Origin of the sequence: Mycobacterium sp. IEC1808, from assembly GCF_002101935.1 — a bacterium.
In the GTDB taxonomy this organism is placed as follows: Bacteria; Actinomycetota; Actinomycetes; order Mycobacteriales; family Mycobacteriaceae; genus Mycobacterium.
This window is the reverse complement of sequence record NZ_LQPV01000028.1, coordinates 122,800-138,245: the sequence shown is the minus strand read 5'-3', so window position 1 is coordinate 138,245 and position 15,446 is coordinate 122,800. Positions and strand designations below refer to the sequence as shown.

17 protein-coding genes are annotated in these 15,446 nt (G+C 70.9%); 9 read left to right on the top strand and 8 right to left on the bottom strand.

The window, feature by feature from the left end; all coding sequences use genetic code 11:
* Positions 1–89 precede the first annotated feature (89 nt).
* Complete coding sequence (locus AWB92_RS17135; RefSeq protein ID WP_085187619.1) at positions 90–656, bottom strand: TetR/AcrR family transcriptional regulator; 567 nt, start codon at positions 654–656, stop codon at positions 90–92.
* 103 nt (positions 657–759) lie between these two features.
* Here AWB92_RS17135 and AWB92_RS17130 point away from each other — a divergent pair, with 103 nt between their 5' ends.
* Entirely contained in the window at positions 760–1,674 is a 915-nt protein-coding gene (locus tag AWB92_RS17130; RefSeq protein ID WP_085187616.1) for an SDR family NAD(P)-dependent oxidoreductase, read from the top strand.
* Here AWB92_RS17130 and AWB92_RS17125 read toward each other — a convergent pair.
* Positions 1,671–2,369, bottom strand: a complete 699-nt coding sequence (locus AWB92_RS17125) for a M24 family metallopeptidase (protein ID WP_085187613.1) — start codon at positions 2,367–2,369, stop codon at positions 1,671–1,673. The two genes, AWB92_RS17130 and AWB92_RS17125, sit on opposite strands and share 4 nt — an antisense overlap.
* 31 nt (positions 2,370–2,400) lie before the next feature.
* Between AWB92_RS17125 and AWB92_RS17120 the strand changes: the two genes are divergently transcribed.
* Positions 2,401–2,895, top strand: a complete 495-nt coding sequence (locus AWB92_RS17120; protein WP_085187762.1) for a cupin domain-containing protein — start codon at positions 2,401–2,403, stop codon at positions 2,893–2,895.
* A gap of 5 nt (positions 2,896–2,900) precedes the next feature.
* Here AWB92_RS17120 and AWB92_RS29830 read toward each other — a convergent pair whose 3' ends face one another.
* The 3 genes from AWB92_RS29830 to AWB92_RS17110 form a co-directional block, all read right to left on the bottom strand.
* Positions 2,901–3,068 (bottom strand): hypothetical protein, encoded by a 168-nt coding sequence (locus AWB92_RS29830; protein ID WP_156766762.1) that lies wholly within the window; start codon positions 3,066–3,068, stop codon positions 2,901–2,903.
* 134 nt (positions 3,069–3,202) lie between these two features.
* Positions 3,203–4,645 carry an NAD(P)/FAD-dependent oxidoreductase gene (locus tag AWB92_RS17115; RefSeq protein ID WP_085187611.1) on the bottom strand — a complete coding sequence of 481 codons (1,443 nt, stop codon included), beginning with the start codon at positions 4,643–4,645 and terminating at the stop codon, positions 3,203–3,205.
* Positions 4,645–5,121 carry a VOC family protein gene (locus AWB92_RS17110; protein ID WP_085187608.1) on the bottom strand — a complete coding sequence of 159 codons (477 nt, stop codon included), beginning with the start codon at positions 5,119–5,121 and terminating at the stop codon, positions 4,645–4,647. Before AWB92_RS17110 ends, AWB92_RS17115 begins: the two co-directional genes overlap by 1 nt.
* A gap of 53 nt (positions 5,122–5,174) precedes the next feature.
* On the opposite strand from AWB92_RS17110, the gene glp reads away from it, so the two are divergent.
* Genes glp through AWB92_RS17090 form a run of 4 tightly spaced genes read left to right on the top strand, consistent with a single transcriptional unit; the run spans position 5,175 to position 10,142 of the window.
* Positions 5,175–6,380, top strand: a complete 1,206-nt coding sequence (gene glp / locus AWB92_RS17105; protein WP_085187605.1) for a gephyrin-like molybdotransferase Glp — start codon at positions 5,175–5,177, stop codon at positions 6,378–6,380.
* A 17-nt stretch (positions 6,381–6,397) separates the two neighbouring features.
* Positions 6,398–7,120 (top strand): phosphatidylserine decarboxylase, encoded by a 723-nt coding sequence (locus tag AWB92_RS17100; RefSeq protein WP_241523492.1) that lies wholly within the window; start codon positions 6,398–6,400, stop codon positions 7,118–7,120.
* Positions 7,117–7,980, top strand: a complete 864-nt coding sequence (gene pssA, locus AWB92_RS17095) for a CDP-diacylglycerol--serine O-phosphatidyltransferase (protein WP_068181407.1) — start codon at positions 7,117–7,119, stop codon at positions 7,978–7,980. Before AWB92_RS17100 ends, pssA begins: the two co-directional genes overlap by 4 nt.
* Complete coding sequence (locus AWB92_RS17090) at positions 7,977–10,142, top strand: AAA family ATPase (protein ID WP_085187598.1); 2,166 nt, start codon at positions 7,977–7,979, stop codon at positions 10,140–10,142. The genes pssA and AWB92_RS17090 overlap by 4 nt, the downstream gene beginning before the upstream one ends.
* On the opposite strand, the gene AWB92_RS17085 is transcribed toward AWB92_RS17090, so the two are convergent.
* A complete protein-coding gene (locus tag AWB92_RS17085; protein WP_085187595.1) occupies positions 10,116–10,712 on the bottom strand; it encodes a TetR/AcrR family transcriptional regulator in 597 nt (198 codons plus the stop codon). The two genes, AWB92_RS17090 and AWB92_RS17085, sit on opposite strands and share 27 nt — an antisense overlap.
* A 21-nt stretch (positions 10,713–10,733) precedes the next feature.
* Here AWB92_RS17085 and AWB92_RS17080 point away from each other — a divergent pair, with 21 nt between their 5' ends.
* The 3 genes from AWB92_RS17080 to AWB92_RS17070 all read left to right on the top strand — a co-directional run bounded on the left by AWB92_RS17080 (position 10,734) and on the right by AWB92_RS17070 (position 13,964).
* Positions 10,734–11,513, top strand: a complete 780-nt coding sequence (locus AWB92_RS17080; protein WP_085187592.1) for a DUF2867 domain-containing protein — start codon at positions 10,734–10,736, stop codon at positions 11,511–11,513.
* A 93-nt stretch (positions 11,514–11,606) separates the two neighbouring features.
* Positions 11,607–13,013: an MFS transporter gene (locus AWB92_RS17075; protein ID WP_241523490.1), complete on the top strand. Its 1,407-nt coding sequence runs from the start codon at positions 11,607–11,609 to the stop codon at positions 13,011–13,013.
* An 18-nt stretch (positions 13,014–13,031) separates the two neighbouring features.
* A complete protein-coding gene (locus tag AWB92_RS17070) occupies positions 13,032–13,964 on the top strand; it encodes an SDR family NAD(P)-dependent oxidoreductase (protein ID WP_085187586.1) in 933 nt (310 codons plus the stop codon).
* A gap of 1 nt (position 13,965) precedes the next feature.
* Here the strand turns inward: AWB92_RS17070 and AWB92_RS17065 are convergent, their stop codons facing one another.
* Positions 13,966–14,784, bottom strand: a complete 819-nt coding sequence (locus AWB92_RS17065; RefSeq protein WP_085187583.1) for an enoyl-CoA hydratase-related protein — start codon at positions 14,782–14,784, stop codon at positions 13,966–13,968.
* 11 nt (positions 14,785–14,795) lie between these two features.
* A complete protein-coding gene (locus AWB92_RS17060) occupies positions 14,796–15,446 on the bottom strand; it encodes an LON peptidase substrate-binding domain-containing protein (protein WP_085187580.1) in 651 nt (216 codons plus the stop codon).

The window sequence follows — 15,446 nt, the reverse complement described above, 5'->3', positions numbered from 1 at the left end:
TCTCACCGTCCCGACCTAGCACTCACCGGTGGCGAGTGCCAACGTCATTCTTAGCACTCGCCTATGCCGAGTGCAAGAACGGCCCGGCGTTATCGCTGCGCGCGTAAACCGTCGACGACGACGTCGGTCACCCGCCCGGCCAGCGCGGAGTCGTACGCCTCCATCGCCTGGCAGCCGACCAGGATCGCCTTCACATCCCGCATGTCGACGTCGCGCCGCGCGGTGCCCGCTTGCTGCGCGGCACGCAGCAGCTCGCCGAGCAGGGCCTTGAACGCGTCCTCGGCCTCGGGGGCGGCGCAGGCGATGTCGATTCCGTAGCCGGCCAGCGCATCGGCCAGGCCACGGTCCGCCGCGCCCCACTGCAACACCATGGAGCGCAGGAAGGTGAAGAGCGCTTCCCCCGGCCCCTCGGACTCCAGCAGGGCGCGCCCGTCGTCGACGAGGCGCTGCATCCGGTTTTCGATCACGGCCAGAAACAGCGCCTCCTTGGTCGGGAAGTGCCGGTAGACCGTGCCGGCCCCGACCCCGGCACGCCGGGCGATCTCGTCGATCGGCACCGCCAGGCCCTCGGCCGCGAACGTCTCGTAGGCGACTTCCAACACGCGCGCCCGGTTGCGCGCCGCGTCGGCGCGCAGCGGTCGCGCGGGTTGCGCCATAAGTTCACCTCGAGTCGGTTGACAAAGCGGGGCGCGCGTTCCGTATAGTAAAGAACAACCGGAGCGCTCGCCCCGTTTACCTTACTAGTTTAGGAGCTTTCCCATGGCCAAGTGGACCGCCGCGGACATTCCCGACCAGACCGGTCGCGTCGCCGTCATCACTGGAGCGAACACCGGACTGGGCTACGAGACCGCCCTGGCCCTCGCCGCCCACGGCGCGCATGTGGTGCTGGCCGTTCGGAACCTGGAGAAGGGCAAGGACGCCGCCGCCCGGATCGCCGCCACGAGCCCGCAGGCCGATGTGGCGCTGCAGGAGCTGGACCTGACGTCGCTGGAATCGGTCCGCGCCGCGGCCGAGCAGCTGCGCTCCGCGCACGACCGCATCGACCTGCTGATCAACAACGCGGGTGTGATGTGGACGCCGAAGTCCACTACGAAGGACGGCTTCGAGCTTCAGTTCGGCACCAACCACCTCGGCCACTTCGCGCTCACCGGCCTGCTGCTGGACCGGCTGCTGCCCGTCGCCGGATCGCGGGTGGTCACCGTCAGCAGCATGGGCCACCGCATCCTGGCCGACATCCACTTCGACGACCTGCAGTGGGAGCGCAGCTACAACCGCGTGGCAGCCTACGGGCAGGCCAAGCTGGCCAACCTGCTCTTCACCTACGAGCTGCAGCGGCGGCTCGCGCCGCACGGGACGACGATCGCCGCCGCCGCCCACCCCGGCGGGTCGCGGACCGAATTGACGCGCAACATTCCCCCGCTCGCCGAGCGCATCGTGACTCCGCTGTTCAGCCTCATCTCGCAGGACGCCGCCACGGGCGCCCTTCCGACGCTGCGCGCCGCGACCGACCCGGGTGTGCTCGGCGGCCAGTACTACGGGCCCGACGGCTTCGGCGAGATGCGCGGCTACCCCAAGCTGGTGGGCTCCAGCGCGAAGTCGCACGACGTCGACACGCAGCGGCGGCTGTGGGCCGTCTCCGAGGAGCTCACCGGGGTCGTCTATCCGCTGGATTAGACATCGAGCAGCTGCTCGTAGAACCCGCCGAAGCCGCGAACCCGATCGACCAGATGGATTTCGAGGATCCAGTGGCAAAGGCGGCCGGTCGGGTCCGTGCGCCGCATCGGCTTGCCCGAGCCGGGCTTGATGTACCACTCGACCCCGTCGCCGGCGATCTTCTTGTGCGGGAACTCGCCCAGCAGGTGGCCCGCGATGTGGCTGCCCCACTCGAAGCCCGCCGCGCGGGCCGCCCCTACGACATAGTCGAACAGCTGGGCGCCGGTGACATCCGGGTGGTCGTCGAAATAGCGACGCCCGGCGTCCCACACCCGCGGCAGCGCATCGCGGACGGCTACCTTCTGCGGATCGTCGCCCAACACGAACGTGCGCCCGAAGTCGGCCTCCCACTCCTCGAAGATGGGTCCCAGATCGAGGAAGACGATGTCGTCCTCGGCGATCGCGCGGTCCGGCGGGTGTTCCTTGAAGGGCTGCAACGTGTTCGGGCCGGCCCGCACGATCCGGCGATGCCAGTGCCGGGTCACGCCGAGCATGTCCTCGGCGAGGCGGGCGATGTCGTCGGACAACTCCTGTTCGCCGACGCCCGGGCGGATCATGCTGCGCCGTTCGATCTCGTCGAACAGTTGCGATGCCTTCGCCTGGGCGTCGAGAAGCCGTTCCACGCGCCGTTGTTCGTCGTCGGTCCGCCCCTCCACACCGGCGATGCTAACTGGCAAGCTGGAAAACGTGTCCCTCGTCGTGCCCCCATATCCGCCGCCCCGCTACACCAAGGACGAACCGGAGATCAGCGCCTGGCTCAGGCGAGCCGACTCGCCACCGGACTACGAGACCTCCGGGACGAAGTACCACTACCTGGCCAATCAGCAGGCCACCGACGGCGACTACGGCCTGTACCGGGTCGACATCGCGCCGGCCGGCGGCGGCCCCCCGGCGCACTATCACCGCGCGATGTCCGAGGCGTTCTTCGTCCTGTCCGGGACGATGAAGCTCTTCGACGGCAACGAGTGGGTCGACGGCCACCAGGGCGACTTCCTCTACGTCCCGCCCGGCGGCGTCCACGGTTTCCGCAACGAGGCGGACGCGCCGGCCTCGGTCCTGATGTTGTTCGCGCCCGGCGCGCCGCGCGAGGCCTACTTCGAGGGCCTCGCGGCGCTGGCCGACATGACCGACGACGAACGCCGGGAGTGGTTCATTCGCCACGACAACTACTGGGTGCAGTAGCCGGGTTAATGGTGGGCGAACATTCGGTGCCGGGCCGCGATGCGGGCCCCGGCTGCGACGTAGGGTTTGGCCGTGCAGGCTAAGAAGCCGCAGTCGAAGCGGGAAGCGGCGTGGGCGCGGACCAAGATCGAGATGGCGCGCAGCGCCCCGATCAGGGCAGCGGAGCGGGTCAAGCGGCTAAGGCAGGGCAGCCGGCCGGCATCGCCGGCGCCAAGCGCCTTGGGGCAGGCCGGAATTGGAGCGCCGGCCCGGCACCGGGGCGAGCGCGGGGTGCGCCGGGTTCACCGCCATCGGGACGCGCCGGCCGCTAGCAGGCGAATCGGTAATCGCCGTCGACCAGCTCGCGGGTCCGCTCGAAGAACGTCCGGCCGCTGTAGGGCAACTGGGTGACGACCTTGCCGCTGGGGTGCCGGAAGTAGTTGGTGCAGGCGAGCCAGACCTTGCCGACCATGGCGGCCTGGATCTCGTCGTTGTAGCGCCGCTGAACCGCGGATGTGACCTCGATCGTGCGCGCGCCGCGATCACCCATGACGTCGAGGATGTGGCGGACGAACGTCGTCTGCGCCTCGTGGATGTACAGGATCGAGTTGACGCCGTTGGTATTCGGGCCGTACAGCGTGAAGAAGTTCGGATACCCGGCGATCAGCGTGCCGAGGTAGGCCTCCGCGCCCCCGCTCCACTCGTCGCGCAGGTGGCGCCCGCCCGACCCGTACACGTCGATGCTCGACAGGTAGTCGGCCGCCTTGAACCCGGTGCCGTAGATGACCGTGTCGACGCGGTGCTCGACGCCGTCAACGGTGCGCACCCCGCGCTCGGTCAGCTCGGCGATGGCCGTCGTCTCCAGGCTGACGTTGGGCAAGGCGAACGTCGGGTACCAATCGCGCGACATCAGCGGCCGCTTGCAGCCGACGGGGTAGTCGGGCGTCAGCTTCGCGCGCAGCTCGGGGTCGGCGACCTTGCGCATCAGATAACTGCGGGCCAGCTCTGTCGCCTCGCGCGTCTGCGCGGCGTCGACGCCGAAGTCGGATGACTCGTAGGCGTCGAAGGCCTCGTCGCGCAGCTTGCGCGCCGTCTCGGGGTGGCGCTCGAACTCCGCGTGCTGCTCGGGGGTGAACGGGAAGTCGAACCGCGGCGCGATCCAGATCGGTGTCCGCTGAAACACGGTGAGGTGCGCGGTGTCTCGCGCGATCGCGGGCACATACTGGATGGCGCTGGCGCCCGTTCCGATGGACGCGACCCGCTCCCCGGCCGTCGGCTTGCTGTGATCCCAACGCGCCGAATGGAATTGGCGCCCGCGGAAGCGTCGCGCGCCGGGGATGTCGGGGATGTTGGGCACGTCGAGCATCCCGACGGCACTGACCACGACGTCGAAGTGGTGTTCGGCGCCGTCCTCGGTGCCCAGCGTCCAGCGCCGCTCCCGGTCGGACCAGCGCACCGTGGTGATCTCGGTGTGCGGGCGCAGATGCGAGGCCAGCCCGTGGTCGACGGCGACCTTCTCCAGGTACGCCAGGATCTCGGGTTGATTGGCGTAGGTCTTGCTCCACCGCGGGTTGGGCGCGAACGAATACGAGTACAGGTGCGAGGGCACGTCGCAGGCCGCGCCCGGAAACGTGTTGTGCCGCCAGGTTCCGCCGAATCCGTCGGCGCGGTCGAAGATGGTGAAGTCATAGCCACCGTCGGCCAGCTGGATGCCCATCGCGATGCCGCCGGCACCCGCGCCGATGATCCCGACTGTGATTTTTCGGGGCATCACGCCCCGTATTGCGCGAAGTACGGTCGCTCGGCCCGGCTTTTTTCCACCAGGATGAACACCACGCCCCAGGGGTCGACGAACCAGGTGGTACGCACCCGGGCGACGTCGGCGATCCCGCTGACCAGGAAGCGCACCCCCTTGCGCTCCAGCTCGGCGCGGGTGGCGTCGAGGTCCTCGCAGATCAGGCCCACGTGCGAAAGACCGTGATCGGTCAGGAGCCGCTCGGCAGGCAGGCCGTCGGCGTTGAGGTATTCGATCACCTCGAGCACCCGATCGCCGTCGCCCGGAAACCCGACGATGGCCGCCTTCATGCTCGGGTCGGCGACCAGCTCGCCCATGTCCTCGCGAATGGCATTACCGCTCATGACGTACGGCGGCGAGAGCACACGCAGGCCCAATACGTCTCGGTAGAAGGCCACCGCGGCCTCGCAGTCGGGCACGCACACCCCGGCGTGGGCCAACCCGGTAATCACGTTCTCAACCTTACGTCGGCGGCCGCCGATCGGGGAGGGCCGATAATGGCCGGGTGCGGTCTGTCGAGGAGCATCAGCGAGTCGTAGCGGAGATGATCCGCGCCCGCCCGGCGGTCGCGGTCGGGCTGGCCGAGGCCCAGGGGCTGGTGCTGGCCGACGACGTGGTCTCGTCGCTGGCGCTGCCGGTCTTCGACAACTCCGCGATGGACGGATACGCGGTGCGCGCCGAGGACGTCGCGGGCGCCACGCTTGAGCACCCCGTGCTGTTGGAAGTCGCCGAGGACATTCCGGCCGGGCGCATCGACGAGCTGACGCTGCAACCGAAAACGGCGCACCGCATCATGACGGGCGCGCCGCTGCCGGCCGGGGCGACGGCCGTGGTGCCGGTCGAGGACACCGACGGCGGCGTGCAGGCGGTGGCGATCCGGGCGCCGCGTCCGGAGGGCGCGCACATCCGGCGGGCCGGCGAGGACGTCGCGCCCGGCACCACCGTGCTGCGCCGGGGACAGGTGGTCACGCCGGCGGTGCTCGGCCTGGCGTCGGCGCTGGGCATGGCGGATCTCAAAGTGGTTCCGCGTCAACGTGTTCTGGTGATGTCGACGGGGTCCGAGCTGGTGGCGCCGGGAACGCCGCTGCGGCCGGGACAGATCTACGAGTCCAACTCGATCATGCTGGCCGGGGCCGCCCGAGAGGCCGGCGCCGAGGTGATCGCCGTCGCGACCGCCGAAGACGATGTCGCACAGTTCAGTTCGATCCTCGATCGCTACGCGGGCGACTGCGACCTGATCATCACCAGCGGCGGCGTCAGCGCAGGCGCCTACGAGGTAGTCAAGGACGCGTTCGGGCGGGACGGCGACCAGGGGGTGGAGTTCGTCAAGGTGGCGATGCAGCCGGGCATGCCGCAGGGCATCGGGCGGGTGGCCGGCACGACGATCGTCACGCTGCCGGGCAACCCGGTCAGCGCGCTGGTGTCCTTCGAGGTGTTCATCCGCCCCGCGCTGCGCCGGGCGATGGGCCTGCCCGACCCCGAGCGGCCGCACCGACCCGCAGTCCTCGCCGAATCGCTGACCTCGCCGCGCGGCAAACGTCAGTTCCGGCGGGCGATCCTCGACAGCGAAGCGGGGACCGTCACCAGCTACGGGCCGCCGGCCTCCCACCATTTGCGGTGGCTGGCGTCGGCGAACGGGCTGCTGGACATCCCGGAGGACGTCGTCGAGGTATCCGAGGGGACCAAGCTGGCGGTCTGGGACCTGACGTAGTCCGTAAGATGGCCGCCGTGGCAAGACGCCCCCAAACCGTCGGCCCGACCGCCGAGGACCCGGCCTTCAGCCCCCAGCACGCCCTCGAGTTGGTGCGTTCCGCCATTCCGCCGGTGCACCCGGCCGGGCGGCCGTTCATCGCCGCCGGCCTGGGCGTGGCGCTGGCCGGGCGAAACCACCGCTGGCTGCGCCGGGCGGGCCTGCTGGCCGCCGGCGCCTGCGCCGGATTCTTCCGCCATCCCCCGCGGGTGCCGCCCTCGCGGCCCGGCGCCGTCGTCGCCCCCGCCGACGGCGAAATCTGCGTGATCGACGAGGCGGCCCCGCCGGCCGAGCTCGGCATGGGCGAGGCGCCGCTGCCGCGGGTCAGCATCTTCCTGTCGCTCCTGGACGCCCACGTGCAGCGGGCCCCGGTGAGCGGCGAGGTGATCGACGTGCAGCACCGGCCGGGCCGGTTCGGGTCGGCCGACCTGCCCGCGGCGAGTACCGAGAACGAGCGCACCAGCCTGCGCATCCGCACCGACACCGGCGCCGACGTGGTGGCCGTGCAGGTCGCGGGACTGCTCGCGCGCCGCATCGTCTGCGACGCCCGCTCCGGGGACAAGCTGTCGATCGGCGACACCTACGGCCTGATCCGATTCGGCTCCCGGCTGGACACCTACCTCCCGGCCGGGACGGAGCCGCTGGTGAAGGTGGGCCAGCGGGCGGTGGCCGGCGAGACCGTTCTGGCCGAACTGCGATGACGGACAAGCGCCGCGATCGGCGAACCGCGAGCCTGCAACTGTTGCCCAGCGCGATGACGGTGCTGTCCATCTGCGCGGGCATGACGTCGATCAAGTTCGCCCTCGACGGCAAGCCGATTCCCGCGATGGCGCTGATCGCCGCGGCGGCGATCCTGGACGCGCTGGACGGACGGGTCGCCCGCATCCTGGGCGCCCAGTCGCGGCTCGGCGCCGAAATCGACTCCCTGGCCGACGCGGTGAACTTCGGGGTGACACCCGCCCTGGTGGTCTACGTGATGTTGCTGTCGAAGTGGCCGGTCGGCTGGGCGGTGGTGCTGCTGTACGCGGTGTGCGTCGTGCTACGCCTGGCCCGGTACAACGCGCAGCAGGACGACGAAACCCAGCACGCCTACCAGCATGAATTCTTCGTCGGGATGCCCGCCCCGGCGGGCGCGGTCTCCATGATCGGCACGATCGCCCTGAAGTTGCAGTTCGGCGAGGGCTGGTGGACGTCGGTGTGGTTCCTCGCGGTTTGGATCACCGGGACGTCGATGCTGATGGTCAGCGCGATCCCGATGAAGAAGCTGCACACCGTGGCGATTCCGCCTAACTGGGCGGTTCCCCTGCTGGCGGTGCTCGCGGCCGTCGCGGCGGCCGCGGTGCTACAGCCCTACATCCTGATCTGGGTGATCATCATCGCCTACCTGTGCCACGTGCCGTTCGCGGTGCGCACCAAGAGCTGGCTGGCCAAACACCCCGAGGTATGGGACGACAAGCCCAAGGAACGCCGCGCGGTGCGGCGCGCGGACCGCCGGGCGCAGCCGAGCCGCCGGTCGATGACGCGGCTGGGGCTGCGCAAGCCGGGCGGGCGCCTGCGATGATCCCGGCCTCCGGCAGTCAGCTCACGCTCACCGCCAGGCTGAACACCTCCGCCGTAGACTCCCGCCGCGGCGTCGTCCGTATCCACCCCAATGCCGTTGCCGCCCTTGGCATCCGGGAGTGGGACGCGGTGTCACTGACCGGATCGCGGACGACGGCGGCCGTCGTCGGGCTGGCCGGCCCGGACACCCCGGTCGGCATCGTGCTGCTCGACGACGTGACGCTGTCCAACGCCGGGCTGCGCGAGGGCACCGCGGTGATCGTCAGCGCGGTCACCGTCTACGGCGCGCGGTCGGTGACGCTGTCCGGCTCGTCGATGGCCACCACCTCGATCACGCCGGTGACGCTGCGACAGGCGTTGCTGGGCAAGGTGATGACCGTCGGCGACGCCGTGTCGCTGCTGCCGCGCGACCTGGGTCCCGGGACGTCGACGTCGGCCGCCACCCGCGCGCTGGCCTCGGCCGTCGGGATCAGCTGGACCTCGGAGCTATTGACCGTCACCGAGGTCGACCCGGAGGGGCCGGTCAGCGTGCAGCCGAACTCGTTGGTCAGCTGGGGAACCGGGGTCCCGGCCGCCGGGGGCCCGCACGAGCAGCTGCCCACCGGCACCCCGGAGATCCTCGTCGAGGAGCTCAAGGGCTCACAGCCGCAGGCCGCCAAACTCGCCGAGTGGCTCAAGCTCTCGCTCGACGAGCCGCACCTGCTCAAGAGCCTGGGCGCCGGCACCAACCTCGGTGTGCTGGTGTCGGGCCCGGCCGGCGTGGGCAAGGTGACGCTGGTGCGCGCGGTGTGCGACGGCCGCCGACTGGTCGAGCTCGACGGCCCGGAGGTGGGCGCGCTGGCCGCCGACGACCGGCTGAAAACCGTTGCCGCGGCGGTGAAGAAGGTTCGCGACGGCGGCGGCGTGCTGCTGATCGCCGACGTCGACGCGCTGCTGCCGGCCACCGCCGAGCCGGTGGCCGCCCTGATCCTCGGCGAGCTGCGCGCCGCCGTCGCCACCGGGGGCGTCGCGCTGATCGCCACCTCCGCCCACCCGGACCAGCTCGACGCCCGGCTGCGCGCCCCCGACCTGTGCGACCGGGAACTGGGCCTGCCGCTGCCCGACGCCGCCACCCGCAAGGCGCTGCTGGAGGCGCTGCTCAAACCGGTGCCCACCGGCGATCTCGATCTCGACGAGATCGCCCGGCGGACACCGGGTTTCGTCGTCGCCGACCTCGCCGCGCTGGTGCGCGAGGCCGCGCTGCGGGCGGCGTCGCGGGCCAGCGCCGACGGGCAGCCACCGAAGCTGAATCAGGACGACCTCGTCGGGGCGCTGACCGTCATCCGGCCGCTGTCCCGCTCGGCCACTGAGGAATTGACCGTCGGTAACGTCACGCTCGACGACGTCGGCGACATGGCCGAGGCCCGCCAGGCCCTGACTGAAGCGGTGTTGTGGCCGCTGCAGCACCCCGACACCTTCGCCCGGCTGGGCGTCGATCCCCCGCGCGGCGTGCTGCTGTACGGCCCGCCCGGCTGCGGCAAGACGTTCATCGTCCGCGCCCTGGCCAGCACGGGACAGCTGTCCGTGCACGCGGTCAAGGGCTCCGAGCTGATGGACAAGTGGGTGGGCAGCTCGGAAAAGGCTGTGCGGGAACTCTTTCGGAGGGCTCGCGATTCGGCGCCGTCACTGGTGTTCCTCGACGAGGTGGACGCGCTGGCGCCGCGGCGCGGGCAGAGCTTCGACTCCGGCGTCACCGACCGGGTGGTGGCCGCGCTGCTGACCGAGCTCGACGGCATCGACCCGCTGCGCGACGTTGTCGTGCTGGGCGCCACCAACCGGCCCGACCTGATCGACCCGGCGCTACTGCGCCCGGGCCGGCTGGAGCGGCTGGTATTCGTCGAACCGCCCGACGCCGCGGCCCGCGGCGAAATCCTGCGCACCGCAGGCAAGTCCATCCCGCTGAGCGACGACGTCGACCTCGACGCGGTGGCCGCCTCGCTCGACGGCTACAGCGCCGCCGACTGCGTCGCGCTGCTGCGGGAGGCCGCGCTGACCGCCATGCGACGCTCCCTGGACGCCTCCGACGTGACGGCCGCCGACCTCGACGCCGCGCGCAAGACCGTCCGCCCGTCGCTGGACCCCGCGCAGGTGGAGTCCCTACGCGCGTTCGGCAAAACGCTCTAACACCGCGCGGGCCGACGCCGCGACGTCGGCCTCCAGCCAGGGTGGCATCGGCTCGTCGTGCGCGTGGCGGCGGACGACGGCATACGGCAGGTCGGCCACCGCGCGCGCGACGGCGTCGACCGATCGCCGGTCGCGTCTTCCGTACAGCTGCTTCGCCAGATCCGAAAGCCGTTGGGTCAGGGGCGCATTCATCGTGGCGAGCGTCTCCCGGAACGCCGCGTCGGGCTCGTCGTCGAGCAGGTCGGTGGGCCGGATAGTCAACAACAGTCGGGCGTCCTCGGGGAGCTCGCGGGCGAATCCGACGGCGGCCACGGCCATCGCCACCGCCGTGTCGATGGCCGTCTCGCCCTCGGCGGCCAGCGCCCGCGCCTGGAAACGTTCGAGCGCCCGCAGCCACGCCGCCGTCAGGATGCCGTCGCGATTGCCGAACCGGTGATACAGCGTGCCGGCGGGCGCGCCGCTCGCCTCGGAGATCGCCGCGACGCTCGCCGCCCGCGGTCCCCCGTCGAGCACCAGCGCCCGGGCTGCGTCCAGGATCACATCGGTTTCGTGCTTCCGCGGAGGCGCCATGATCTAGTACATTCCTTCTATATGGAACGATTACCCTATATCGATGAGCATGCCATAACCGTGCCCGCGAATCGCGCCGACACGTGGTCGGCGCTGCTGCGGGTGATGTGCCGCGACCCGCTCGACCCGTCGACCGTGCCGACGGGCTTCGTGTTGGACGAGGCGCGGCGCCCGGAGCTGTTCGCGCTCAAGGGCCGCCACCCGTTCGCGATCTACCGGTGGGTGTTCGAGTTGGACGACGTGGCACCCGGCACCCGGGTGCGCTCCGCGACCTGGGCGGCCTTCCCCGGCATCCACGGCAAGGCCTATCGCGCGCTCGTCATCGGAACCGGCGCACACCGAATCGTGGTGCGCAGGGTGCTGAAACGCATCGCGGCGGCGGCGCTCGGCGGGAGCGAGGCCGACTATGCCGACGTCTTCGAGGCCCCTATCCCGCAAGGTGATTCACGCACCGCCGAACAGACGCTCCGCGACGCGGTGGGGCGCAGGCCGGGTGCGGGCGGTAACCTCGTGCGCTGCATCCACCGCCACGTGCTGAGGCTTCGCCTGGGTCCGTACTCCTCGCCGGACCACATCATCGGCTGGCCGATCACGCGTTCGGATCGCGAGGAGATCGTGCTGACGTCGGGCGGGCCGCTCATCCGCGGCCGGTTGACGCTGCGGCGCCGGGACGGCCGGGTGATGCTCATCACCGGCGTGCATTACAACCGCCTCGCCGCCCGAGCGGTGTGGGCCGCGGTCGGCCCGCTGCATCGGGCCGTGGCGCCGGGGCTCGTGAAACGCGTTGCGGCACACACCTGAACCGTTTGGCCCCTTCGTTCGTCCGAATTGGTGTAACCCGGATGCCTACAAACAGGCATCCGACAACCTCACCAGAAGAGCAGGACCGGTTTCGTGAAGTTCCCTGATGTCGCCCCGACGACGCGGGTCATGACGGTGGCGATCATGGTCTCGGCGGTCGTATTCCTCGACGGCACCGTCGTGAACCTGGCCCTGCCGGCCATGGGGCGCGACGTCGGCGGGGGCATGTGCACCCAACAGTGGGTGGTGGACGGCTACCTGCTGGCCGTGGCGGCCATGGTCCTGCCCGGCGGTGCCATCTCCGACCTGTTCGGTCGGATACGGGTGATGCGCTTGGCGCTGGCGGCCTTCGGGGTCGGCTCGGTGATGGCGGCGACCGCGGGCACCCCGTCGATGCTGATCGCCGGGCGCCTCGTCCAGGGACTGGGCGGCGCGTTTCTGGTGCCCGGCTCGCTGGCCCTGATCAACTCGACGTTCGAGCCGGCCGACCGGCCGGCCGCGATCGGATCGTGGACGGCCTGGACCGGAACCGCCTTCGCGGTGGGGCCGCTGCTCGGCGGGCTGGCCGTGGACTTTCTGGGCTGGCGCTGGATCTACGTCTTGTCGGCGGTTCCCGTGGCCGTCGGCTTTGCGTTGACGTACTGGCTGCGCGGGATTCCCGGACCGTCCGGACGCGCGCCCCTCGACATGGTCGGCGCAGCGCTGTCGGCGGTCGGGCTGGCCGCCACGGTGTACGCGCTGATCGAACAGGGCCGGCGGGGCTGGGCCGACGCACTGGTCAGGGCGGCGTTGGCGGTGGGCATCGCGGCACTGCTGGCGTTCGTGGCGTGGCAGCGCCGCACGCCCCACCCGATGGTGCCGTTGAGCCTGTTCGCCGCCCGCAACTTCGCCGGGGCCAACCTGGTCACCGCGTTCGTCTACGGCGGCATCACGATGGGTTCGTTGGCGATCGCGCTGTACCTGCAGGAGGTCGCGGGGTATTCGGCCACCGCCTCGGGCCTGATCACGCTGCCCAGCCCGATCATGTCGTTGCTGTTCGCCCGCGGCGTCGGCGGCATGGCCGCCTGGATCGGACCGCGCATCTTCCTGATGGCGGGCCCCGCGCTGGCCGGGCTCGGGCTGCTGCTCATTCGCCCCACCGCGCACGGATTGCACGCCCTCACCGACGTGCTGCCGGGCCGGATCGTGCTGGCCGTCGGCATGGTCCTTGCCGTCACCCCCCTGACCGTGGTCAATTTGTCCGCCGTCAAGTCCGCGCACAGCGGAATCGCCGCCGCGATACAGAACGCGACGGGGCGTACCTCCGCGCTGATCGCGGTGGCCTGCGTGGGAGTGATCACCGCCAACCGGCTCACCGACGCCAGCTTCGCCCGGCTCATGGGCGTCAGCGCGGCGTTGTTCTTCGTCGGCGCCGCGGTCGGCGGCCTCGCCATCCGCAACGGACACGCGGCGGCCGAGCCCGCCACCGACCTCCCGTTGGAGCTCAACCCCGCGCGCTAGCAGCTACTGTCATCGGGCATGAGCGAACGCCGCACCGCCCTGCAGGTCGTCGACGGAATCGAGTTGTCCGGCAAGACATGTGTGATCACGGGCGCGTCGTCCGGGCTGGGCCGCGAATCCGCACGCGCGCTCGCCTCCGCCGGCGCGCACGTCGTCCTGGCGGCGCGCAACCCCGGCGCCCTGGCGCAGACGGCCCGATGGGTGGAGGCCGAGGTGCCCGGCGCCCGGGCCTCGACGGTGGCGCTCGACCTCACGGCGCTGGCCAGCGTCCGCGCGGCGGCGGGCGCGATCCGCGACATCGCGCCGGTGATAGACGTGTTGATGAACAACGCCGGCGTCATGTTCACCCCGTTCGGCCGGACCGCCGACGGTTTCGAAACACAAATCGGCACAAACCATTTCGGGCACTTCGAACTCACCCGACTGCTGATCCCTCAACTGGCCGCCGCCGGGAGCGCGCGAATCGTCATCCTGTCCTCGGGCGGGCACGTCATGGGAGACGTCGACTTCGACGACCCAAACTGGGAGCGACGGGATTACGACAAGTTCGTCGCGTACGGCGCGTCCAAGACGGCGAACATCCTGCACGCGATCGAAGCGGACCGGCGGCTGCGGGGCTCGCGCATCCGCGCCTACGCCGTCCACCCCGGCACCGTGGCCACCTCCCTGGCGCGCTACATGTCCCGCGCCGACTTCTCCGAGTTACGCACGATGGTCGCCGCCCGCGCCGCCGCCCGCGGCGAATCGAGCGACGGCTCCCTGGAGCTCGCCACGCCCGAACAGGGCGCGGCCACCCAGGTGTGGGCCGTCGTCAGCCCCGAGCTTGCGGACAAAGGCGCGCTGTACCTGGAAGATTGCCGGATCAGCGACGCGGTCGCGCCCTACGCGCGCGACGAACGGCGCGCGGCGGACTGGTGGCTCCTGTCCGAAAAGCTATGTGACAGGGCCTGATTCACGGCTCGGGCAGCGGCGTCCAGTCGGCCGAGAGCCGCGAGCTGAATCGGGGCGGCCGCCGGTCCAGGAACGCGGTGACGCCCTCGCGGGCGTCGGCGGTGCCCATCACGCGGTGGTGCAGCTGGGTTTCCAGCGACGCGACCTCTCGCGGGCTGTAGTTGTGGATGGCGCTGTCCCACAGCAGCCGCTTGCACAACGCCGCGGACATCGGCGCCACGTGGGCCGCGATGTCGCGGGCCATCTCCACCGCGGACTCGAGCACTCGCTCGGACGGCAGCGCCCGGTTCGCGACGCCCAGCGCCACCGCCTCGGCGCCGGTGAAGGTGCGCCCGGTGAGCAGGACCTCGGCGGCCACCCCCAGGGTGGCCAGGTGCGCGAGCGTCCAGTGCGACATGCAGTCGGGGATCACGCCCCGGCGCACCTGCACCACACCGTATTTCGCGTCCTCGGCGACCAGACGGATGTCGGCCTGCAGCGCGATCGTCAGGCCGATCCCGATCGCGTGACCGTTGAGCGCGGCGATCACCGGCTTGCGCAACTCGAAGGCGGCCGGGTCGATCGGTGACGCCGAGAACGCGTCGCGGTCCGACGGGGCGTCGAACGGCGAGATGTTGCCCGAGAAATCCGCGCCGACGCAAAACGCCCTGCCCGCACCGGTCACCACGATGGCGCGGACGTCGTCGTCGGCGTCGCAGTCGCGGTAGGCCCGGCTCAGCAGCGCGCCCATCTCGGCGGTGTAGGCGTTGAGATGTTCGGGGCGGTTCAGCGTCAGCACCGCCACGCCCGCCTCGATGTCGATCGTCATGTCGGCGCTCATCGCCTTGCCCCCTACTCTGACAGCTGGAACTCCACCATGTCGGCAAGCGCGTCCACGGCCTCGCTGAGCGCGGCGAAGCGATCGGCGGCCGACGGCGCCGACAGCACGGCATAGCGATCGGCGGCGCCGATCGGGATGCGAGATGCCAACGCGAGCAGGCGTTGTCCGGCGTCGGCGGCGTCGCCCTCCCGGTAGCCCAGCAGCACCTCGCGGCCCGGCAGCCGGGCGTCGCGGGCCTCCGCGATCCGTTCGAACAGAGCGATCACCCGATCCTCGAGCTCGTGTAGCTGCGCGCCGGACACCGGGTCGCCCGGTTCGTCGGGCCAGCGCGTCACTATCGCGCGCGGATACGGGTCGTCGGGCAGCCACTGGCGCACCCGGATCCGCTCACCGGTCCGGCAGCGCAGCGCGTACCGGCCGGTGCCGTGGTCGGCGTGTTCGTCGATGCGCGACAGGACCCCGACGTCACAGCGCGCCTCGCCGCCGCCGACCTCGCGGCCCTGCGCGATCAGCACGACGCCGAACGGTTCGTCGCGGTCGAGGCAGCGCCGCACCAACGCGCCGTAACGGGGCTCGAAGATGCGCAGCGGCAACTCCTGGTCGGGTAGCAGCGCCGACTCCAGCGGAAACATCGCCAGCTCAAGGGTTTCGGGATCCGCCAT